Origin of the sequence: Bacillus sp. YBWC18 (assembly GCF_002998775.1) — a bacterium.
Classification (GTDB): Bacteria; Bacillota; Bacilli; order Bacillales; family Bacillaceae; genus Bacillus.
Genome location: NZ_PVRI01000004.1, coordinates 199,927 through 223,860, shown reverse-complemented (window position 1 = coordinate 223,860; position 23,934 = coordinate 199,927). Strand labels below are relative to the sequence as shown.

Below are 23,934 nucleotides of genomic sequence, written 5' to 3'. Positions count from 1 at the left end.
CGACATGCTAACAGTCAAAGGTCTAAAGAAATCCTTTGGTGAAAATGAGATTTTAAAGTCAATAGATTTTACAATCAACAAAGGGCAGGTTGTGGCCATTCTCGGTCCATCAGGTTCAGGAAAAACAACGATGCTTCGCTGTTTAAATGCACTTGAAACACCAAATGGCGGCTCCTTTACCTTCGATGATTTCTCGATAGATTTTTCGAAAAAAAATAAATCAGCTGACCTGCTGAAGCTTCGCCGGAAATCAGGAATGGTATTTCAGGATTATCACCTGTTCCCACACCGCACAGTGCTTGAAAATGTGATGGAAGGTCCTGTTCAAGTACAGCGCCGTCCGAAGGAAACGGTTCGAAAAGAAGCCATCCAGCTCTTGCAAAAGGTCGGTCTTGAAGATAAAAAAGATCTGTATCCATTCCAGCTGTCAGGCGGTCAAAAGCAGCGTGTCGGGATTGCCCGTGCACTTGCCATTCAGCCAGAGCTCATGCTTTTTGATGAACCAACCTCTGCACTTGACCCTGAGCTTGTCGGGGAAGTCTTAAAGGTCATGAAGGATCTAGCGAAAGAAGGCTGGACCATGGCAGTGGTCACACATGAAATCAAGTTTGCCCAAGAAGTGGCAGACGAAGTGATTTTTATTGATGGCGGCGTCATCGTCGAACAAGGCCCTCCGGAAGAAATCTTCAAACGACCGAAGGAAGAACGAACAAAACAATTCTTAAACCGGATTTTGAATCCAGTATGATGAAAAAAGGCTGTTCTCACGTGATGAGAGCAGCCTTTTTTCATATTTTTAAAAGTAAGCGATTACAATTGAGCAAAGCCATTTAAAGGGGCGTGGGAGTATGTTACGATTGAATTCGAGTGTTTAAGAAAGAAGGGAATGCTTTTGAAGCGGGAACATCTTTTACGTTGGTTTTTTTATTTTGTTGGATTGATCGTACTAGCTTTTGGATTATCGCTGACAGTGAAAGGAAAGATTCTTGGGATTGGTCCTTGGGACGCTTTCCACTACGGACTGTTTCAGCACTTTGGACTCACGATTGGACAGTGGTCCATCATTATTGGTGCACTGATTGTGACACTGACTTCTGTTTTTACGAAATCATTTCCAAAGATCGGCGCATTACTGAACATGGTGCTGATTGGCGTGTTTATAGATTTCTTTAATGCGGTATTGCCTGCACCACATGGGTATTTACCCGCTTTATATGTGTTTATTACAGGCGTTGTGGTATCAGGGTATGGTGTTGGCATTTATGTCTCAGCCAATCTTGGCGCCGGGCCAAGAGATTCATTAATGCTGCTCATCTCAGCGAAAACAGGATTGAACGTGCAGTGGGTTCGAAATGGCATTGAGTTAACAGTGCTTTTATTTGCATGGATGCTCGGCGGACCGATTGGCATTGGCACGATTCTGACTGCTATTTTTACAGGTATCGTCCTTCGTTTCTCCTTGCCGCAGTCTACACGGCTCCTGCAGCTGCTTATTACTAAAACAGCAGAGAAACCTGTTCAAACGCTTATTAGATAAGAACAAGCCATTCTACAAAAAGAATGGCTTTTCTTGTGCTGAAATAAATAAACAGATTTTTCTTATATTCATAAGATGAAATAAGCCTACATCTGTCATTTTAGGCTTTCAGTGAAAAGGAGGCCTGTTTCCCTTTTTCCCAGCGCTCTCCAATGTTACAATCAATGTAAAAAATTGAGGTTCGTTATGAAGATATTTGCTATCCAATTACTACACTTAGATGAAATAGGTGCACGACAACAAATCGATTGCCTGAAACCCTTTGTATCACCTGCAAAGCGTGCTGCGGCTGAGCGCTTTCGTTTTTTGGTCGATGCAAGAAGGACCCTGTTAGGTGAGGTGCTGGTTCGTCAAATGATCCATGATATGTACGATCTGCCTATTGATCAAATCGTTTTTGCAACAGAGGGCAACGGCAAGCCTTTCGTCCGGCACATTCCTTCTTTTCACTTTAATCTTTCTCACTCTGGTGATTGGGTCGTATGCGCAATAGATGATGCACCTGTAGGTATTGATATTGAGGAGATCAAACCGATTGATCTAGCGATTGCTAAACGATTTTTTTCAGCAGATGAGTATGAGGATTTACTTTCACAACCGGCAGAACGGCAGGAAGCCTACTTCTTTCATTTATGGTCAATGAAGGAGGCCTTTATCAAGCTGACTGGAAAGGGATTATCTTATGGTCTTTCGTCCTTTACAGCCCGTCTGTCAGAGGATGGACTGGCGACGTTGATATTACCTGATCATGAAGCGCACTGCTTTGTTCAAACATACTCACTCGATCCTGCCTACCAAATGGCGGTGTGCACACGAAAGCCTGCTGCGGCTGAAAGTGTTGAGATACTCTCTTGCAGAGATGTGCTGTCCCGTCTTTAATATCGCCCAATTTGCTGAAATGCTGTCTTTAGCAAATCGACTCCACGTGTGATTTGCTCTTCTTTCACATGCCAGATGTTCAGCTGAAGAATGGGGTCTTTTTGATGGGTTGACAGGTAATGGCGGTCGATTGACTGAATGGAAACAGATGCCTTTTTTAGGTGCTGAATGAGCTGATTCATCGGAATCGACCGATCGACACGTACATGTGTATGAGTAGCTGGCCCCTCTTCTCCCAGTTGATAAGCGATTTGATCATTTTTCAGACAAGTCACCAGCTGTTTGGATCGGTTGCGATAGGTTGTCTGCATTCTTTCTCGATGCCGTTCAAACATCCCACTTTTTAAATATATTTCTAAGGCTGCCTGTGACAGCATGGAGCTGTCGATGTCAATGAGCCGTTTGTGTTCACTAAAAGGTCCAATCAGTTCCTCAGGTAAAACGACTGCTCCTGTTCGAAGTCCCGGAAAGATAATTTTGGAGAAGCTCTTTAAATAAATGACCTTACCCGCCTGATCGTATGAATAGATCGGGTCTCTTTTTGCGTCGAATTCTAAATCGGCTATATAATCATCTTCAACGATATAGACATCATATTTCTCAGCAAGAGCTGCAATCGCTCTTTTCTCCTGTTTTGACAAGCTCGTTCCAAGCGGGTTTTGAAACCTTGGCATCGTATAGAAAAAACGAATCTCCTCTTCTCGAAAGATACGCTCCAATTCCTGAAGATCAATTCCCTTTTCCGTCCGCTGAATCCCCCGCACGGGCAGTTGATTTTTCTCTAAATATTGGAGGTATAGGTGATAGCCAGGCTGTTCGACTAGTATGGTCTGTTTTCCATTCGGAAAAGGAATGGTGCTTAAAATGGATAACGCCAGCTGAATACCAGAGGTCATGACGATCTGTTCTGGATTTGCAAATACTTGATAATCCATTAATCGCTTAGAAATGACTGGAAGCAGCGATGGTAAGCCGTTGGCTGTGCCGTAAATAAACAAGTCATTTTGATACAAATCAATCGCTTGGTTGATGCAGTGCTGGAAATCGACATATGGAAACACGACGGGATCAGGTGCAGATGAAGCAAAATCAATCCCTGTGCTGTCCTGTTTGCCCGCCGACTGCTTCGTTTTCACGACATAATAGCCGCTTCTTTCTACAGAATACAGCAGATGTTCACGTTCTAATGTGTCCAGCGCTTTGATGACAGTGCTTTTACTCACTGCATATTGAGTTGCTAAATGGCGAATGGAAGGGATCTTCATGCCAGCACTGTATTCACCAGACGCCATTTTCTCTTTTAAGCTGAGAATAAGCTGATCATATTTCCTCACACCGCTTCCTCCTTGTACCGGTACAGATATCATGTTCTCTTATTGTACACCTTAGATGATCCGATTACGATAGAAGAACAGAACCGGTCAATTCATCTGAAGCATGCATGCTCGTGTAAGGAGTCAACTTGTGAACATTTCAAAACAGAAAGCGTATGCTGCCGCGATAGGCTACGCCACGATTATTGGTTTTTCATTTTTGTTTGTCAAAATTGCATTAGAATCAGCAAACCCGATCGATTTATTGGCACACCGCTTTACGATTTCTTTTGCAGCCGCACTATTGCTGTATCCATTTTTACGAAAGAAGAATCGTCTCTCCATTCGATGGCGTGATCTTCTCTACATCGTACCGTTTTCCTTGCTTTACCCTGTGTTGTTTTTTGCTTTTCAAGTATGGGGGCTGATGTATACCTCTTCGTCAGAGGCTGGTATTATTCAGGCAACGATTCCCATTCTGACGATGGTGCTGGCCGCGTGGTTTTTAAAGGAACGCGCGACATGGATACAAGTGCTGTTTACCATTCTTTCTGTGTGCGGAGTGATGCTTCTCTTTGTTATGAAAGGAATTGATGTAAAGCATTCACACATGATCGGCTATGTGCTGATATTGCTTTCAGCCTTATCCTCCAGTGCATATAGTGTATTTGCCCGGGTGATTACACGGCGCTTCCATGTGATTGAACTCACCTTCGTGATGACATTCTTTGGGTTTGTCTTCTTCAATGCCGCTGCGCTCATTCGGCATTCGGTCAACGGGACAATGCCGCAATTTTTCAGCCCATTTACACAAGCATCCTTTGTATGGTCAATGCTCTTTTTAGGCATTCTTTCTTCACTTCTCACGGCATATTTATCCAACTATGCCCTCTCTCAGCTTGAAGCGGCAAAGGTCAGCATCTTTAACAATTTATCTGCGTTTATTACGGTCGCCGCTGGGGTTCTCATTTTACATGAAACAATCGATTGGTATCATCTCATCGGAGGTGTGCTGGTTATTGGCGGAGTGATTGGCGGGAATGTAGTGAAGAAGCGGAATTCATAAGAAAAAGCGGTCTCTCAAACGAGGACCGCTTTTTTTTAATGTCTGATGAAGTGTTGTTTGGCAGCAAGGTCAATCACATGTCTCATCTGTTCTGCGAAGTGCTCGAGGTGTGTGTTAATGTACATGTGGCCTCCATCGAAATTGGTGCGTTTGATGGTCTTTGCCCATGGCAGCCAGCCGTTTGCATCTTGCATGCATTTTTCATCTTGTGTTCCATTGAATAAATAAACGGGTGTTTCGATGACGGATTGATCTTTGTGCTGGAAGGTTTCCAGCGCCTGATAGTCTGCACGTAAGGACGGCGTAAAGTAATCCATCATTGGTTTGTTCTCTAATAATTCCTTTGGAATCCCGCCCATTTCGGCAATATGCTGAACAAATGCTTCATTGGATAAATGGGTCAGGATCTGCCGTTTTGTTTGCGGCGGCTGAATGGCCGAGATCACAACTGCTGCCGGATAGACCCCTTCCTTTTCTAGCAGCTGCGTCAGTCTATACACGACAAGTCCTCCCATGGAATGTCCGAACAGGATAAATGGGCGGTTCAGGTTGCCTGTAAGCCCTTCTTTGTACAGCTCAGCCAATTGGTCAATGCTCGTTTCGAGCGGCATGAGATTGGTTCCATGCCCTGGGGGCTCTGCTGCTGTTACTTCGGCAGAGCCTTTTAGCTTTTCAAAGAGCGGGCGGTACGAGGCGGAATAACCGCCTGCAAAAGGAAAACAAATAAGCTGAATAAGGTCTGATTTTTTTTCAAAGGTTTTAAATAACTGATTCATACGTCCTTACCCCTTTATAATCGTTTGAAGAATCCGTGCCAGTTCATCTGCCTGCGGCCTTTTCATCATGGTGACATGGTCTCCTTTGATGTGATAATACGAGCACGACCCTTTCGTATAAGCCTCCCAGTCTGAGAACTTCTTCTGGAAATCGATGGCGTGATCACTGCTTTGTACAATATAAAACGGCACAGGGAATGGTTCTTTTTCTAATTCAATGGCTTGTGACATGATCGTATTATGCGTTTGCATTTGCAAATATTTATCTAAATATTGATCATTCATAAATTGATGAACCACTTCATCCTTTTCTGCCTCTTTGAGTATTGTCTGTTTCACTTCTTGGAAGCTCAGCCCTTGTAATGCTTCTGGCTGGATGCCGACGAGATTTCCCATTCCAAGGACAAGTGCAAGCATTTTCACTTCTTCTTCGTTCATATCGGCATGAAGTGCCTGATCGGCCTCATCCCTTAACACTGGCACCGTATCTAAAATGATCAATCCTTTCGGCGCTTTTCCTGCATGGCAGAGCCGCTGATTCATACCGTAGGCAAGATGCCCGCCCATTGAATGCCCTGCTAGATAGTCAATGCCTGGTCGATAGAAGGTCTCAATGGCTTCAATAAAAATGGTGACAAGCTCTGTGTAATGAAGGAATTGCGGTTCTTCATCCTCATATAAGCCAGGAGACTGCATGGCATAAACAGCGCCTTGAAGTGTCATCAGCTTAGCAACATCGATATAGCCCATGACCGTTCCACCGGCAGGCGGTGCAAAGAATATTCTCGGTTCAGCTGGATCGCCTTTTTTCAGCTCAATCACATAGTCCTTCGGAGACCTTTCGACATGCTCCCCGGCCTCTGGAATTGCGTCCACATGTGCGGCTAGCTGCGCAGGTGCTGGATGCATGAAAATCCATTTTGGATCAACACGAATCCCCTTTTCTTTTAATTTGGCAACAGCCTGGATACTCATAATCGAATCGCCGCCTAAATCAAAGAAGGAGTCATGCATGCCTACTTGTTTGACACCAAGCACTTCCTTGAAAGCTGTGACAATTTGTTCCTGCGTTTCGGTGACTGGTTTGTCATCCCCCTGGGAAAGAGAGATCGTTTCTGTCGGCTCTGGCAGTGCTTTTTGATCAACCTTTCCGTTCGTTGTGACTGGCATTTCGTCCATTACAATAAAGTAACTTGGAATCATGTAGCCTGGCAGGCTTTCCTGCAAAAATGCTTTCCAGCCCGGAACAGGATTCCCCCCGTCTGTGACAAGGTAGGCTGCCAGCCGTTTAGAGCTGCCATACGTTTTGGCGATGACTGTACATTCCTTTACTTGCGGATGCTTGAGGAGAGCTGTTTCAATTTCCCCACATTCAATCCGGTAGCCTCTAATTTTCACGAGGTTGTCTTTTCGGCCGAGATATTCAATGGTGCCATCTGAGCGCCATGTACCAAGATCACCTGAACGATACAGCTTGTCTCCCTCTAGTTCAGGAAATGGATTGTCAATAAAACGCTCCTGCGTCCGCTCTGGATCATGAAGGTAGCCTTTTGCCAGCCCTGTGCCGCCGATATAGATTTCTCCTTTGACGCCTGCTGGCACTGGGTTGAGCGCTTCATCTAGTATGACGACAGTTGAGTTCGATACCGGGACACCAATTGGAACTGATCTTGCACCCTCTGGCATGTGCGTGACTTGATGTGTTGCTGCTAAGGTCGTGTTTTCTGTTGGACCGTAAGCATTGATGAGCACACCCTCCATATGTGGGAGTACCTTTCGTGCATGCTCACTTGACATCGCTTCTCCGCCAACAAGTAATGTGCGGTAGCCTGCTACACTTTTTGGATCGTGCTCCACCAGCCGATTGAATAAGGCGGTTGGCAGACAGTTGGCTGTCACTTGATGCGTTTTGATCAACCGTGATAATTCATCCATATTCAGTGCGGCATATTTTGGGATCAGAATCAGCTGACCGCCATTCAGCAGCATCCCCCATAATTCAAATGTAAAGGCATCAAAAGCATAGTTTGAGAGCTGAAGCATCTTGTCATCTGGACCTAGTTCAATATAGTTTGTTTCTCTAACCAGGCGGACAACTCCTGCATGAGGGAGCATCACGCCTTTTGGTGTACCTGTTGAGCCTGATGTGTAGTTGACATAGGCCAGCTGGGCTTCCCCTATGATCGATTGTTCTCTTTGATACACTGCATCTGTTTCTGATAACGGCTTGTCCATGTTAATCTTTGTACCTGTAAAGTCTACTAGACGACTCGCAAAATGAGACTGAGTGATGATCACATCACTTTGCGTATCGCGAACGATGAGGCGGATGCGTGCATCTGGATATTCAGGTGACATCGGAACATACGCAGCACCAGACTTGACGATACCTAGCACCGAGACAATCATGTCAAAGGAACGATCAAAAAGCATCGGTACCAGTGAACCTGGTCCAACTCCTTTAGACTGCAAGTAAGCAGCAAGCTGTGTCGCCTTCTCATCCAACTCTTGATACGTCATGTGCTCTTCCAAATAGGACAAGGCAATACGGTGCGGATCACGCTGCACCTGTTCTTCAAACAGCTCTTGAAGGGTCCGTTTTGGATATGATGTAGCCGTTTGGTTTTTTCCTATGATCATGGCGGCCTGTTCCGCTTTGTCCATTAAGCAATAGTCAGAAAATGTACGTTCAGGCTGAGCCGTCATGCCATCTAGCAGATGAAGATAATAATTCATATAACGATGGATGGTCTCTTGATTAAATAAATCTGTATTGTATTCCACATGGATCGACAGCTGATCTCCCTGATCAAATACATGCAGGGTGAGATCAAATTTAGACACTGTATGATGGACCATCACATGTTCACTTGTCAGCCCTTTGAGATTTACATTGAGCGAATCTGTTACATACCCCATGGCCACTTGGAAAATAGGCGATCGACTTAAATCTCTATCCAACGAAAGATCATCGACAAGCTTGTCAAATGGATAACGCTGATGCTCAAATGCTTTTAACGTCATCTCTTTCACGTTTTCCATGACATCAGCAAACGTATCTGCTGTGGAGATATCCTGCCTCAGCGCAAGTGTATTCACAAACATCCCAACGAGCTTCTCTGATTGCTTGGCATCTCGCCCTGCGATCGGCGAGCCAATGATGATATCTGTCTGTCCGGACAGCTTGTGAAGCAGGACGTAGTACGCTGACAGCATCGTCATGAACAGCGTTGTGCCCTGCTGCTTGGACAAAGCCTGCAAACAGCGGATAAGCGGTTCTTCCAAGACGATTTGCTCTGTAGCGCCGTTAAATGTTTGAACCGGCGGACGAGGGCGGTCAAACGGCAGCTCTAGCACTGGAAGTTCACCTTGTAAGGTATCGAGCCAATAGTTTTGGTCTGCTTGATGATGCGTTAGTTGCTCATTTTCCCAATGAACATAATCTGTCCATTCGATTTCCAGCGCCGGGAGCTGCGGCGATTCATCTGAAAGAAGCCCGTCATATGCCACTTCTAACTCCTGAATGAGCAGGCTGAGCGACCATGCATCTGAAATGATGTGGTGCTGCGCGCAAAGAAGATAAAATTCCTCATTGCCCATATCCACAATCGTCCACTGTGAAAGAGGTCCTCTTTCTAAATCATAGACGCGGTTTGCCTCTTGCTGAATAAGCTGCTTGAGTCGTCTCGTTCTCGTTTTTTCATTAAATAATGAGAAGTTTGCAACTGTGACGGATGGCGGAAGGTCTTCACGTATCAGTTGAACTGGCTTGCCGCCAAGCGATTTAAATGTTGCACGCAGTGCTTCATGACGTTTCGTTAAGAGACCAATCGCTTTTGTTAACGCTTGAATGTGCAGTTGTCCTGTCAGCTTCCAAGCACCTAATATATTGTAATGATGGCTCTTTTCTAATGTGGATAAGAACCAAATGCGCTTCTGAGCATGTGACAGCTCATAGCTTGTTCGCTTTTCAAGCTTTGGAATCTTGGCTTCCTGAACAGCCGGAGCCCCTTTGATGTCATCAACCATTTGCGCCAGATGGGCCAAATGCTTACTTTCAAATAATATTTTTAAAGGCGCCTTGATTGAACATTCATGATTGATCCGAGAAATAGTTTGAGTCGCCTTTAATGAATGCCCGCCAAGGTCAAAGAATTGATCCTCTTTGTACACACGATCTACGTCTAAAATGTCCTCCCATATGGCAGCAAGAATTTGCTCTGTTTTCGTTTCTGGCAATTGTTTTTCAAGGGGTTGTCCATTTTTGTGATGATTCAGCTTGAGGGCTTCATGATCAATAGAGCCATCTTGTTTTTTCGGTATTTCCTGTACTTGCTGAATATCCCAGTCACCTTTTGTTACGCCTGCGATATCTTCAACATGCACTTCTTTGCCAGACTGAACCGTGTAAAAAAGCTTTTTCTCAAAAGTCGGAATTGGTGCTGGCTGAAGATACTCAGCGATTTCTGGATTGGCTCCGTCTAGTCCGATAAATAGATGCGCTTCATTCAGCCGGGCACCTAGACATAATGAATGGAGACCTTGCTTCTTTCCAATCAATTGAAATCCCTTGCGGACGGTTAGCGCTGCGCCGGTATGTCCCTTAGACAAACCAAGATTATCCCACATGCTGAAGTTCAAAGAGATCGCCCGTCTTCCTTCTTGAAAGGTGAGAGCGTGCGCAAGTCCATCTAAAAAGCTGTTGGCTGCAGAGTATGCCCCGAATGTTGTGCCGCCAAAAAAGCCATTCACCGATCCAAAAAAGACGAGTGGTACTGCCGGGTCATGCTTGAAGGCTTCCTGCAGGACAAACGCTCCGTCTGCTTTCCCTGACAGCTCCTTTGTGAAATCCTCTTCTGACGTATGAGCCAATGCATACTTATCCGCATGCTGAAAATGCTCTGACACATTGCCAGCCCCAGCTAAATGCAGCACGCCTCGGATCGATTGACCAAAGTGTTTTTCTGCTTTGTAAATCGCCCGCTCGACGTCAGCTAAATTGGTCACATCCGCTTGTACATAGATGACATCACCGAGGCCTTTTAGCTGTGAGAACGCCTCTTTCTTTTCCAGGCTGTCTTCCAGAGAAGTCCTTCCAATCAATACGAGCTTTAGGCCAAATTGGAGCATCTGTTTAGACAGCTCAAATCCAATACCGCCAAGACCTCCAGTCAGCAAATAAAGACCTTCATATTCTAAAAACCCTTCTGTTTGAGGTGCTTTCATCATATTGACTTTTTCCAGCTTTGGTACGAACCTGTGCCCGTTTCGGTATGACACCTCTGCTTTTATATGAATCGCTGACAGCTCTTCAGCAATGTGCTTTGCATCCTGTTCCACACGCTCCGCTTCAATATCAATATGGGACACCTCTGCTCCTTCCCATTCTTGCGGGATGGTTTTTAATAAACCAGCGAGCGACGTTTTCTCCACATGAAGATCGTCTTCAGGGCTTACAAATTGACCACCCTTTGTCACTACGACAAGCCGGACTGGCTCTTTGTTTTCTTGCCTCCAAGCTTGATACAAGTACAAAATAGATTGATTGGTACTCGCATGCATTTCTTTGAACTGCGCAGGCTCAACGATGTCTTCTTTGTCTGTCACATTCCACAGGTGGAGCACCTGCCCGGTCTTTAATTCATCTGCTTCAAGTGCTGCAACGAGCCTGACGTAATCCCCCTTGATTCTCGGATTCATCTGGTACATCCCTTTGGACAAACGCAAAAATTCACGCCCTTTTTTCACAGAAACATAGGACTGATTTCTTTGTTCAAATTGTGCGTAAAGTGATTGGTAAAGCCCTTTTTCATCCTCGAAAACGAGTACATGATCAGCAGAAGGCTGAGACGGACCAATATGCTCCTTTGCCCAAGTGCGTTTGAAAAACCAATCTGGGAGTGTTTGTTCATTTTCAGAAGCAAGATCCAGTGCCCTTTCAATGTCACGGAATACTCCCTCTTTTAGCGCTGCACCTAACTGGGCACGTTGGATTTTCCCACTCTCTGTTTTCGGAAATTGGTCTTTTTTCACCGGAATGATGTGATCAGGCTCTATCCCGATTTTTCGGATGATGGCCTCTCTAATCTGCTGAATCATCGTGATTTGTTCCTCTATTGAATCTTTTTGCGAGACAAAAAAGACGGCAAGCGTGTCGTTGCTTGATTCGGGATTGTAAATGCCGTACGCAGCGGCAAAGGTGACTTCAACCCCGTCCACCTCTTCCACAACCGCTTCAATTTCGTAATTCAAATAGTTGGCTCCGTTGATGACGATGATGTCCTTTTCCCGGCCTGTCAGAACAAGACGCCCTTCATGAATAAACCCTAAATCCCCTGTGTGAAACCAGCCATTTTCCGCAAATACCTCTTGATTGGCTTCCTCATTTTGATCATAGCCCATCATAATCGTTGGACTCTTCACCTGTAAGCGTCCGACCTGATCTTCTGGCAGCACATGATGATGTTCATCTACAATCCGAATCCATACAGACGGAATAGGTACGCCGACTTCTGTAAACGTCATCTTGTGCGGATGATCTTGCGTCACGTATTGAATTTCACCTGTTAACGAGGTCTGATCAATCGTCAGCTGACCATCCTGATCATCATGCCGCATGAATTTCTTTGATTGAACAATGGCTGAGGATGTTTCAGACATGCCGTACGCCGGCACCATCGCATGGCGGCTTAATCCGTGCTGACCCATGATATGCATGAAGCGCTGCGTCACTTTTGGAACAACCGCTTCGGCTGCATTCATAATATAAGTCAGTGTGGAGAGATCCCAGCTCCCCTTGCGAATGTCGTCCTCATATTCATTCATCATGGCAAAAGCAAAATTCGGTGCCCATGTCCTTGTGACGCCGTATGTTTCTACCCAATCCAGCCACACCATCGGCCGCTCGATAAATTGATCGATGGATGGACTAATCTGCTGGCAGCCAAGGTAGACGTCATGCACATGAAACATGACAATGCCTCCTACATGATCAAGCGGCATCCAGTTAAGCGACACATCCTCATGCGTAAAGCCATTTGTCTGCTCAAAGGAGATGATCCGAGATAAAATACTTTGATGGTTGTGACGGATACACTTAGGCACACCCGTACTTCCTGAAGACAGCAGCTGAAGCACAGGCTCATCCGGCTCTGGCTCATAATGCTGTTCATCCGGTTCACACGTAAGCAATGTTTCTACTGTTAAAATAGGTATTTCTTTTGCCTCAAATGTCTCACGCAGCCCAGCAATGTCTTCAGCACTTGCTTCGTTTGTAATAATAAACGGTTCATTTTGCAGCTGAAACACGCCCTTGAGCTTGTTCACTCCTTGATTCATCTCATCATAAACAGGCGGAACAGAAACTGGAGTCGGAATGATGCCACCGAGAATACAGCCCCAAAACACGGTGATGAAATCGTGATGATCTTTTAATTGAAGTAACACTTGATCGCCATTTGTCAGCCCTGCTTTCCTTAAACCAGACAGAACCCGTTCTGCGTTTGTGAGTAACTCAGGATAGGTTTGGGTCAATGTGCGCCCGCCTTCTTTGATATAGGTCACCCCGCGGTCAGGTGACATAAAGGCTGATCGAATCAACACCTCTGTCAGTGTGACAGGTGTGCCTGGTTTTTTGATGACATCCCCGCCATACACAAGTGCTGGCGGCTTTTCATGAGCGGATGCTTGCTTTGTTTCGCCCGCTTCATCCTTCGAGATCGATACGTTCCCTTGCGCACGCTGCCGATTAGGAAACAGGTCATCTAGGTGATAAGGCATTTGTTTTTCTGTCTGACTTTCAATGAGAGCGGCCGCGTCCTCCACTCCATCTATGGCTTTCGTACGCTCTTCTATCTTTCTTAAACCCTCTTCATCTATGATGTCAATCGAAAGCAATGCTTCTGTATCGATGGCTCCACTTTCTGCCCTTGGCAAGGAAGGCAATAAGACGAGAGCGGCTGGTACTTCATGGGGATGAAGCGGGCCTTTCATCAAGTCCTCTCTTGTCAGCGAAGGGTCCTTCGCCTGTGCAAATAGCACAAGCGAGAGGCTGCCTTCTTGATTTTTCTTAGGGATTAACACACATTCCTTTAGCGGAAAATGAAGCATCATGACTTGCTCTAATGCTTTGAGATCGATTCGTTTTCCGTTGATTCTGACGATATGATTTGCTGCATGTCCTTTTCGTCTACTAACTAACATCGTTCTTCTCCTCCTACATCCAATCCAAAATCTGAATCTTGTTTTTTTCAGTCCAAACGCCGACATCCCCTGTCGGATAGAGGTATTCGCCTGTTTGATGTTTGAATGGATGCGGAATTTTATGCGTCTCCATCCAATCGGCAAGCTCCCCGCAAAGTGCTTTGATATTCTTCGCGCCGATAAAAATATCTCCAGAAAATCCTACCGGCATGAGCTGATGCTCTTCGCTCAGCACAAATATTTCCGTCTCACACGAAGGATCGTGCACACCTGAGTAGACCTCTTCTTGATCTGGGTACAGCACGCTGACTTGTGCGTTTTTCGCCCACTCGGTGATCATCCGCTCTTTTTCTTCATTTGTTACCATCGTGAAATCAGAGAGTGGTGTCTCCACTTGTTCTGTCATGGCTTCAAGTGTGTGGCCCAGCTGCTGCATCAGCGATTGTATTTGTTTTTCTGTATATTGATTGAAGCGGTATGTGACTCGAAGCTCCAGCGTATCTCCTGGGACAGCCACAAGGGTCAGGTCATAGTTTGTTTCTTCATGACTTGCAATGTCTAATATCCGTACACCATACGGCTCTACAGATTCAATCGGATAGTTTTCAAACACGACAATGCTGTTAAACAATGATTCTCCATTCGGGATTTGGGTCATCTGTTGAATATCTGGCAGTACGGTATACTCGAATTCTCGCATGTGAAAAACCGTTTCCTGCGTCTGTGCCAGCAGCTCGGCAATGGTCCTGTCTGGTGTGATCGGCAAACGGAGCGGCAAGGTGTTAATAAAGAGCCCTGTCATGCTTTCAACCTCTGGTAAGTCCGCCGGCCGTCCAGATACTGTAACACCGAACACGACATCCTCTGAGCCTGAATGAAGGTGCAAGAGCAGCCCCCATGCCGCCTGAATCAGTGTGCTCATCGTGACCTTCTGTGTGCCTGTCATCTTCTCCAGCTTCTGCTGCATTTCAGGCGTCAGTTTGATACTAAATTGATCAATACCTGCTCCTTCATTCGAAGTCTGCTCTCCGTCCCCAGGAAGTGGTGTGGCTTCCTCCACTCCTGACATATAATGTTTCCAGAACTCTTGCGCCCTCTCTTGATCCTGCTTTTGCAGCCATTCGATAAAATCTTTATACGGACGTACAGCAGGAAGGTTTATCTCTCGTTCATCCACAAGAGAGCGATACATTGAAAAGGATTCCTCAATCAAGCCGAACAGGCTCCAGCCATCGATTAAAATATGATGAAAGCTAAAAACAAACGTGCATGTTTTCTCGTCACGATGGAATAAAGCGATACGAATGAGCGGTTCAGCCGCATCCTCTAATTCGAAATCCTTTGAACGATCGGATTGTAAATAACGCTCAATGGTTTTCTTCTGATCCGTTTCACTCAGGTGGCGCACATCGTGCTGAGTGAGGTGAATGCTTCCTTCTGATTGAATCAACTGAACAGGCTCCTTTAGCCCCTCCCAAGCAAATCTTGTCCGCAAAATCGAATGACGTTCTACAAGCAGATTCCATGCTTTTTCATAGGCTTCGCCGTCCGTTAAGCCTTCGAGCGTCATATGCACCTGACCAAAATAAGCCTGTGACGCTTGATCTAACAGTGCATGAAACAGCATCCCTTGCTGCATCGGAGATAGTGGATACACATCCACTACATGATCTGGAAGCTCATCTATTTGCTTTTGCGTCAGCTGGACCATTGGAAAATCAGATGGCGTAAAGCCGCCTTTTGTCTCTATACAATGCGTCAGAATGTCCTCCATTTTTTCTTTGAACCGTTCAGGTAAATGGCGCACCTCTTCATGCTGAAGCAGTTCACGATTGATCATAAAATTCATCTGAAGCTGGCCACTGACAACGTATCCGTACACATCGATTAAATGCTGTCTTTCTGCTTTTGGATCATGTACATGTCCATTTCGTTCATCTGCTAAATACAGATTTGCTTCACCATCTATTTGATCTAGCTGTCCAAGGTAATTAAAGCTCATCTGCGGCGCTGCCGTTTTGAGTAAGCGAGATGCTGTCATGTATTGAAGTAAACCATAGCCGATTCCCTTTTGCGGCACAGCTCTTAAGGTTTCTTTGACATCTTTGATTTGTCTCTCCACATCGGTTTGAATAAAAGGAATAAAAATAGGATAAGAGCTTGTAAACCAGCCGACTGTCCGTGACAAATCCATCTGTTCAAATAAATCCTCGCGTCCGTGTCCTTCTAACGTGATCAATATTGGCTTTCCAACGGCTTGCGCAAGTCCTGATAAAAGTAAATCGTTGACCTCAGTTCGGTACGCTTGTGATGCGTGCCTTAGTAAAATGTCTGTTTGATCCTTCGTCAATTGAACAGTCAGGATCTCTGCATGTTCTTCTATATTGAAAAGCGCAGGTGTTTGAAAAGGAGAACCTTCTTCCTCTTGATCCATGATCTTTTGCCAAAAAGGAACCTGCTCTTGTAATTGATCGGTTTGTGCATATTCATAGAGTGCATCTGCCCACTGCTGATAGGAAGCGGTTTTCTTTGCAAGTGTGATCTCCTGCCCTGCTGCAAGCTGCTTCAATCCATTTAATAGATCTTCCTGTATGATGCGCCACGATATTCCATCCATCACAAGATGGTGGGCTGCGATAAAGAGTTCAGACGTACGACCACTTGTCTGAAAAAGAATGGCTTTGATCACTTCTCCCCGCTCTAATGACAATGTTCCTTGACAAGCGCTTGTCTCCAAGTGAATTTGCTCCAGCGCTTCCTCGTGAGAAACATCCGTCAAATCAAAAAATGTGACACAAGGGATGATGCCAGGCGCACGAATGGTTTGAATCCATGTGCCGTCTGCTGCTTTTGTATAAATGGCTCTCAGCATATCGTGATGATCGACAAGCTTTGAAAGAACTTTTGATAATTGTTCGGGTTGTATAGATTGCTTGAATTCAATATGCGCTGATAGATTCCAATAATCTTGGTTTGTCATTGATTGCTCAAGGAACCAAGATTGGATTGGAAGCAGACGAACTTCTCCTGTAACAGGCGATTGATCATAGGACACAGACACATCCGCTCTTTTCATTACGCGTGCCAGCTGCGAAATGGTCTGTTTTTCAAATACATCTCTTGGCTGAATGATGTAGCCTTCCTGTGCTAGACGTGCCACCATTTGTATGACAATAATGGAATCTCCGCCTAGCTCAAAGTAGTTATCATGTACGCCAATTGAAGGAGTGCCAAGAAGCTGAGTCCACACTTTTTCCAGCACTCGTTCTTCCTCACTGAGTGCCTTATCTGCTGGTTTGTCTGCTTCTTCCTGTCTCCACTCTGGCGGCGGGAGACGCTTTTGGTCTACCTTGCCGTTTGGCGTGAGCGGCAGTTCCTCTAGCTCTATGAATAGACTTGGTACCATATAATCTGGCAGCTTGTCTTTCAAGGCGCCGCGAATGTCTTGCTGGGTCCATGCACCTTTTTGGACAAAATAACAGATGAGCCGCTTATGACCACTTTCGTGCTGATGCGGAATGACAGCACATTCTATGATGTCTTCAACACTCAGCATAGCGGCTTCAATTTCTCCGCATTCGACGCGGTGTCCGCGTATTTTCACTTGATGATCGATTCTTCCAAGGCAGTCGATAATACCATTTGGGAGCCAGCGGCCCATATCGCCTGTTTTATATAAACGCGCTCCTTTTTGGAAAGGATGCGGGATAAATGATTGCGATGTTTTTTCTTCATCTCCAAGGTAACCGAGTGCCAGCCCTGTTCCGCCAACGTAGATCTCTCCAATAACACCCTGCGGAACCGGCTGCAGCTGGTCGTCTAATACATAGGCTTGTGAATAAGCAATTGGCTGACCGATAGGAACTGTCGCCTGCCCTTCGTCTAATGAGCGAATGTGATGCACACAGGAGAACGTCGTATTCTCAGTTGGTCCATAGCCGTTTAAAAGCCCTTCAGGTAAATACGGCAGTGCCTTGCGGATATGAGCAGCTGAGAGCGCATCACCACCAACCAATAATGCATCGAATCCAGATAAGGCTTCAGGATGTTCCTCTGTTAACCGGTTGAACAGCGGCACCGTCAGAAATCCTGTCGTGATCTTGTATGATGTCAGCGTTTCAGCCAGCGTATCCATTGATAAAATCGTATTTCGATCGGTCAGGATCAGCCTTCCCCCATTTAGCAGGGCTCCCCATATTTCATACGTAAAGGCATCAAAGGAGAAGCTGGCGATTTGTAAAATGCGCGTATGTTCATCAAGGGTGACATAATCTGTTTCACAGACAAGCCGGATGACTGCTTGATGCGGGATCAAAACCCCTTTCGGCTGTCCAGTTGATCCTGACGTGTAATTGATATAAGCGAGTCCATCAGGTTTTAGGGCAGCAGGTATGAGTTCTGCTTCTGATAAAAACTCTTCATATCCCTCATCAAGACAAATGAGTTCGGTTTGACTGATTGACACCTTTTTCAGCCATTCATTTTTTGTCAGTAACAGCTTAATACCTGTATCCCTCAACATATAATCAATCCGTGTATCTGGATATTCAGGATCAATTGGCACGTAGGCGCCTCCTGCTTTCACAATCGCCAGCACCCCAAGAATCATTTGAGGCGACCTGTCGATGAGCAGCCCTACTGGTTCATGCGGCGTCACACCTCGCTGCTGCAGAGAAGCAGCAAGCCGGTCGACTTTCTCTTGTAACACACGATACGTCCACTGCTCTTCCCCGAATTCGAGAGCAATCGCATCGGGTGACTTTCTCACCTGCGCTTCAAACCGTTCCGTGATGAGAAGCGGGCCTGCAGGCTGATTGGTTTTACCGCTCCATTCATAGAGCAGCTGATGCTTTTCTTTCTCTGGCAGGTAATTCATTTGTCTGATCGGCTGTGCTGGATTTTCACAAATACACGCAAGCAGATGCTCGTAGTACCGAAGGAACCGATCCATCGTGTCGTCAGAAAATAAGTCCACATCATACTCCAGTTTTAATTGAAGACCCTCCGCCCCTTCAAAAACAAACAGGGATAGATCAAATTTGGCGGTATCGTTATCTTCAATGGCTAAAACGGATGTCGCCTCCCCCATCGGAGAAGCTTCAAGCGGTAGGTTTTGCAGAACGAACATGACCTGAAACAGCGGCTGCTTGCCAGCCTCACGTACAATATTCAGCTCATCTACGACCATCTCAAACGGCACATCCTGATGCGCATAGGCGCCCATTGTTGTTTCTTTCACCCGCTCTAATAGTTCAGTGAAAGCAGGATTCCCGCTATGATCGATCCGAAGTGCCAGCGTATTTACGAAAAATCCGATGAGATGCTCCATCTCCGTCCGATTTCTCCCAGCAATGACTGATCCAATCACAAACTCATCCTGTGAAGACAATCGATGCAGCAAGGTAGAAAAGGCAGTCAGTAACGTCATGTAAAGGGTGCTGTCTGTCTTTTTAGAAAGGGCAGCCAGCTGCTCAGATAGCGACTTCGACAAGTGGTATTTTTTCGTTTTTCCCTTGTAGGATTGAACGGCTGGCCGCGGGTAGTCATACGGCAAAACCAAATCTTCTACAGGGACCGCAAATTGCTCCTTCCAATAGGAAATCTGCTTCTGCAGCGTCTCTCCAGTCAAATACTCCTTCTGCCATAGTGCGTAATCCGCATATTGAATTGGCAGCGGCGAAAGATCAGGCTCTCTCTTGTCAATCTTCGCTGTATACCACTCAGACAGCTCTCTTGCGGCAATCCCAACCGACCAGCCATCTGACACAATGTGGTGAATGGACATCAACAGCAAATGATCTGTTTCCGACAGCCGAATCAGTTTCACCCGAAAGAGCGGATCATGTTCTAAGCGGAAAGGTGTGCCCGCCTCTCTTTTTGCCCATTCAGCCGCTTTTTGTTCTTTTTCTTTCTGTGCTGTCAGATCTGATAGATCCACCACTTCAAGCTCTGGAAGAGTCATATGCTCATGTATGATCTGCACTGGTTCATCGCCGCTCATGGTAAAGGAAGTTCTGAGCGATTCATGCCTTTGCACCATTTGCTGCAGACTCCTCTGAAGCACCTTCACATCTAAAGGTCCATTCATCCGAAAGGAAATTGTATTATTGTAAAATGGCAGATCGGGCTGTAATTGATAGAGAAACCACTGTCTTTGCTGGGCATAAGACATCGGAATCTCCTGACCCTTTTCCATTTTCCGCACCTGTACCGCTTCATCCACTTTTGCATGCGAATCGATCCATTCCGCTAATTCCCCAAGTCTCGTATGCTCAAAAAGAACAGCGAGCGGCACGTCAAATCCCATTCTTTGTCTCACCGCAGACAGCATTTGCGTTGCCTTGAGCGAATGACCCCCGAGTAGAAAGAAATGATCACCGCAGCTGACATTTGAGACATCAAGCAGCTCGGACCAAATGTTTGCCAAAAGTTTCTCCGTCTCCGTTTGAGGCGCTCTGTCCTCTGCATCCTGTCCACTTTCCTCAATGAATGCTTTGAAATACGCTTCATCCGGCATGCCACCCTCTGATTCTTTCCAATATTCCTCAGGAAATAGATGCACGGAATATTCACCAGATAGATGAGACTGCAAACACGTATAAATGGACTGATACAGCCGTTCTTCAATGGCCTTTGTTTTGTCGGTTTTAAAAAAGACATACACGGCTTGCTCTGTTTGCCTCTCCGCTTGGCTCATTTCTTGAATGTCCTGCTTCGACCGATCTAATCCCATATAAATGAGTGGCGCATCTGTCATCAAACATGCCAGCATTGTCTGGAAGCCCGCCCGCTTCGGAATCGGGAGATAGCCTCTTTCTTTTAACATGCCTTTGATCATCGAACCCTCGCTCATGCCGACCTCATCCCACATGCTAAAGCTAAAGCAATACGGCTTCACTGTAGATGTCAGCCTTTGATAATGAGCAAATTGTTCAACGAACTCATTGGCAGCGCAATAAGCGCCGACGGTCATCCCGCCCTTTAACGTTCGTGCTGACGAGCTAGATAGAAATAAGACGTTCTGCCGTTTAGAAGCCGCTTCATGAAGCGCAATCGTGCCATATACCTTCGCTTCGTACATCGCATGTAAGGACGCAGACGTCATGTCAGCAAGCAGCTCCTCTTGAATGATGCCAGCGAAATGAATCACGCCATGCAGCTTTTTTCCTTGAGCCGCCTCTTGTCTTGAGATGAGCGCTTCAATGTCTTTTGCGTCCGTCATGTCCACTTCTTCATAAAAAACTGTGCCGCCATGGTCTTTCGCTTGTTTCTCAAGTGAGGTTAAAACGTCTTGCTGCTCCGCAGATAAAGCCTTTCGTGCTTTTCTTCCAAGCAGCACAAGATGCGTTTGATAGGACGTCAGAAGGTGTTCACTCAGCATCCGCCCAATGCCGCCAAGCCCTCCTGTCATCACGTAAAGCCCAGATGATTCAAATGGCGGTTTCTTCCTCTTTTGATCTTTTTCCAGAGGCAGCGGTGATAAAAGAGGAATATAACGAACACCTTCGCGGTAAGCAGCGATATGATGGCTTGTGTCATGTGTAAGCTCTGTCATGATCGCTGATGCATGAGCACGGTCAGCCGGTTCTGTTAGAGAAAAATCAAGACATCGCACCTTGATAAACGGCCATTCATGCTGTACAGCTGTCATCAATCCTGTTGTCGTTGCTTTTTCCACATGATGCGTTTGATCTTCTGGCAAATTCATCGCATGAGCTGAGACAAAGGTGATCTCTACAGGTTCCTCATAGGCGGCAATCGCTTTTGTTACATATAATGCACTCATGCTGCCAGTTTTCTGCGCTTCCTTCGCCATTGCCGCTTGAAGTGTGTCTTCCTTGTTTGTGTAGTTCCAAAGGTGAATGATTTGTTTCACCGAAACGCCATACGAACGGAGCGTCTCAAAGAGTTGTTCGTAGTCTGACGGCCGATTCGGGTGGATGATGAAGTGAGTATGTGTGAGTTGTGTGAATGCTTGACCCGGTTCAACCGTAATATAGGTTTGTTCAATGTTTGAGAGGGATCTCAATTGATCTGCCAGCCCTAATGCATCTGCAAAGATCACCATGTCCCCTGCTGTTTGCTTTTCAGTTTCATGAAGCGGAGCAGGTGTCCACTTCTTTTGATAACTCCAATCAGGCAAGGTGTGTTCATTTTCAAGTCTGATGTCCAGTTCCTTAATGATTTCGTCGAATTCACCTTCCTGCCACCTTGTCTTGAGCTGTGCCCTTTCTATTTTTCCAGAGCTTGTTTTCGGAAAGGCATGCTTCTGGACAGGGATAACCTTTGATGCAGACAGACCCATTTTTGTCGCAATATGGGTTTTAATGTGCTGGCTAGCCCTCATGATATAAGCAGGCTCATACAGCTTCGGTGTAAAAAAGAGAATCAGTTCATCGGATGCAGATGCCTCCATCCGAACGGAGCAAGCAGCCACAAAGCTCGTTTCTACGCCTGGTACTTCCTCTGCCATGGCTTCAATCTCATAGTTGTGATAATTTTTCCCGTTGATGATGATCATGTCTTTTTCTCTACCGGTTAATGTCAGCCTTCCTTCGTGCAGAAAACCTAAATCACCCGTGTGAAACCAGCCCTCTGTTTGAAAAACCTCTTGATTCGCTTCGTCATTCTTGTAATAGCCCTTCATTGTCGTCGGCCCTTTGATTTGCACGCTGCCAATATGATCTTCGGGAAGAAGCTCATGCTGATGGTTGACGATACGAATCGTGATACCCGGAATCGGTTTCCCCAGCTCTGTAAAGCTGACGGTTCCTGTCTCACGTGCCTCCGCTGGTCTTAGCTGCTCTGTCAGCGACGTTTCCTCAAAGGTCAGAACCCCGCTGTTTTCATCTCCCCGCTCAATCGCAAAAGAGAAGACAACGGCTGATGAGATTTCAGACATGCCGAAAGCCGGTCTGATGACGTCTCCCTTTAAGCCGTGCGGAGCGAGCAGGTGTAAAAACCGGTGAATCGTCTTCGGTACGACCGCTTCTGCCCCATTGATCATACACGTCATGGCAGAAAGATCCCAAGATCCTGAAGAAATGTCTTTCTCATAATCATTGATCATCGCAAATGCGAAGTTAGGTGCCCACGTCTTCGTTGCACGATAGCGTTCCATCCAGTCAAGCCAGCGCAGCGGCTGAGCGATGAAGTCATCTGTCCTTGCCCGAATCTGTTCACAGCCTGTGTACACATTGACAAGGTGGAACATCACAATGCCGCCAATATGATCTAATGGCATCCAGTCTAACGAGACATCCTCTTGTGTAAACTGATTGGCTGCCACTGTCCCTTTGACATTCGCCAGCACACTTCTATGAGAATGCTCTACGCATTTAGGCATCCCCGTACTTCCAGACGTTAAGATAAAAAAGACTGAATCATCAGGCGTGACTGGATGTGCTTCTAGATCTCTTTCTAAAGTGAGCATCGGTTCAACGGCTGCCACACGTAATTGATCTGTATGCCACAGTAAAGCTAAGCCTTGCACCTCATCAATCAGCGAGTCATCCGTGAGAATGAGCGGGTGTTCCAGCAGGTTCCAAGCGTGATGAAGCTTCTTCACTGAGGCATTCATTTCCCGATAGGTCGGGGCTGCCGATACAAGTGTTGGGACAAATCCGCCTAACACACATGCCCAAAAGGCCGTGACCATCGCATGATTCAATGAAAATTGAAAGAAGACAGGATCACCTGGCTCAAGCCCTAGTGCCCTTAAACCCGTCAGAACCCGTTCGGCATCCTCCTTTAACTGTGCGTAGGATTGCGTGAGTTCATTTTCACTATTGATGATATAAGTCAGCCCGTTTGTCGTTTTGGCTGCCTCAGTTAGAGCGTCCTGCAAGGTTTGAGCTCCTGCACTAACATCTATATCCCCCCCATAGGAGATGGCTGGGGGCATGTCCGCTAAAATAGGCGAAGCCATTTGCGTCTGTATCCATTCAACTGCGGCCTCCTGCTCCATGTGATGGTCGAGAAATAAATGAGAGAGGTGATATGGCCGAGGTCGAATGGTTTTTTCACGAGAAAAAACAGCGAAGCGTTCGATTTCGTTGGTTTGTAAAATGGTTTTCTGTACATCTTGTAAAATCGCATCCATTGATTCATGTACATTCGATTGATTAATGGTTGATGGTTTCATATGAGTTCCTTTCCTTT

8 protein-coding genes are annotated in these 23,934 nt (G+C 46.0%); 4 read left to right on the top strand and 4 right to left on the bottom strand.

Translation table 11 applies throughout. From position 1 onward, the window contains the following. Positions 1 to 4: 4 nt before the first annotated feature. The 3 genes from C6348_RS12880 (at position 5) to C6348_RS12870 (ending at position 2,416) form a co-directional block, all read left to right on the top strand. On the top strand, positions 5 to 748 hold the full coding sequence (locus C6348_RS12880) for an amino acid ABC transporter ATP-binding protein (protein ID WP_003214030.1): 744 nt from the start codon (positions 5 to 7) through the stop codon (positions 746 to 748). Positions 749 to 892: 144 nt separating this feature from the next. Next, positions 893 to 1,537: a YczE/YyaS/YitT family protein gene (locus C6348_RS12875; protein WP_034664112.1), complete on the top strand. Its 645-nt coding sequence runs from the start codon at positions 893 to 895 to the stop codon at positions 1,535 to 1,537. A gap of 186 nt (positions 1,538 to 1,723) precedes the next feature. Next, a complete protein-coding gene (locus tag C6348_RS12870) occupies positions 1,724 to 2,416 on the top strand; it encodes a 4'-phosphopantetheinyl transferase family protein (protein WP_106043415.1) in 693 nt (230 codons plus the stop codon). On the opposite strand, the gene C6348_RS12865 is transcribed toward C6348_RS12870, so the two are convergent. Beyond that, complete coding sequence (locus C6348_RS12865) at positions 2,413 to 3,750, bottom strand: aminotransferase-like domain-containing protein (RefSeq protein ID WP_106043413.1); 1,338 nt, start codon at positions 3,748 to 3,750, stop codon at positions 2,413 to 2,415. The genes C6348_RS12870 and C6348_RS12865 overlap by 4 nt on opposite strands. Positions 3,751 to 3,853: 103 nt before the next feature. Between C6348_RS12865 and C6348_RS12860 the strand changes: the two genes are divergently transcribed. Continuing rightward, positions 3,854 to 4,795, top strand: a complete 942-nt coding sequence (locus C6348_RS12860) for a DMT family transporter (protein WP_223251567.1) — start codon at positions 3,854 to 3,856, stop codon at positions 4,793 to 4,795. A 35-nt stretch (positions 4,796 to 4,830) separates the two neighbouring features. Here C6348_RS12860 and C6348_RS12855 read toward each other — a convergent pair whose 3' ends face one another. From C6348_RS12855 to C6348_RS12845, 3 genes are read right to left on the bottom strand one after another with little or no spacing between them, the layout of a single operon-like run. Further along, entirely contained in the window at positions 4,831 to 5,571 is a 741-nt protein-coding gene (locus C6348_RS12855; protein WP_106043409.1) for a thioesterase II family protein, read from the bottom strand. 6 nt (positions 5,572 to 5,577) lie between these two features. Continuing rightward, positions 5,578 to 13,773 (bottom strand): non-ribosomal peptide synthetase, encoded by an 8,196-nt coding sequence (locus C6348_RS12850; protein ID WP_106043407.1) that lies wholly within the window; start codon positions 13,771 to 13,773, stop codon positions 5,578 to 5,580. A 13-nt stretch (positions 13,774 to 13,786) separates the two neighbouring features. Continuing rightward, positions 13,787 to 23,917 carry a non-ribosomal peptide synthetase gene (locus C6348_RS12845; protein WP_106043405.1) on the bottom strand — a complete coding sequence of 3,377 codons (10,131 nt, stop codon included), beginning with the start codon at positions 23,915 to 23,917 and terminating at the stop codon, positions 13,787 to 13,789. Positions 23,918 to 23,934 lie beyond the last annotated feature (17 nt).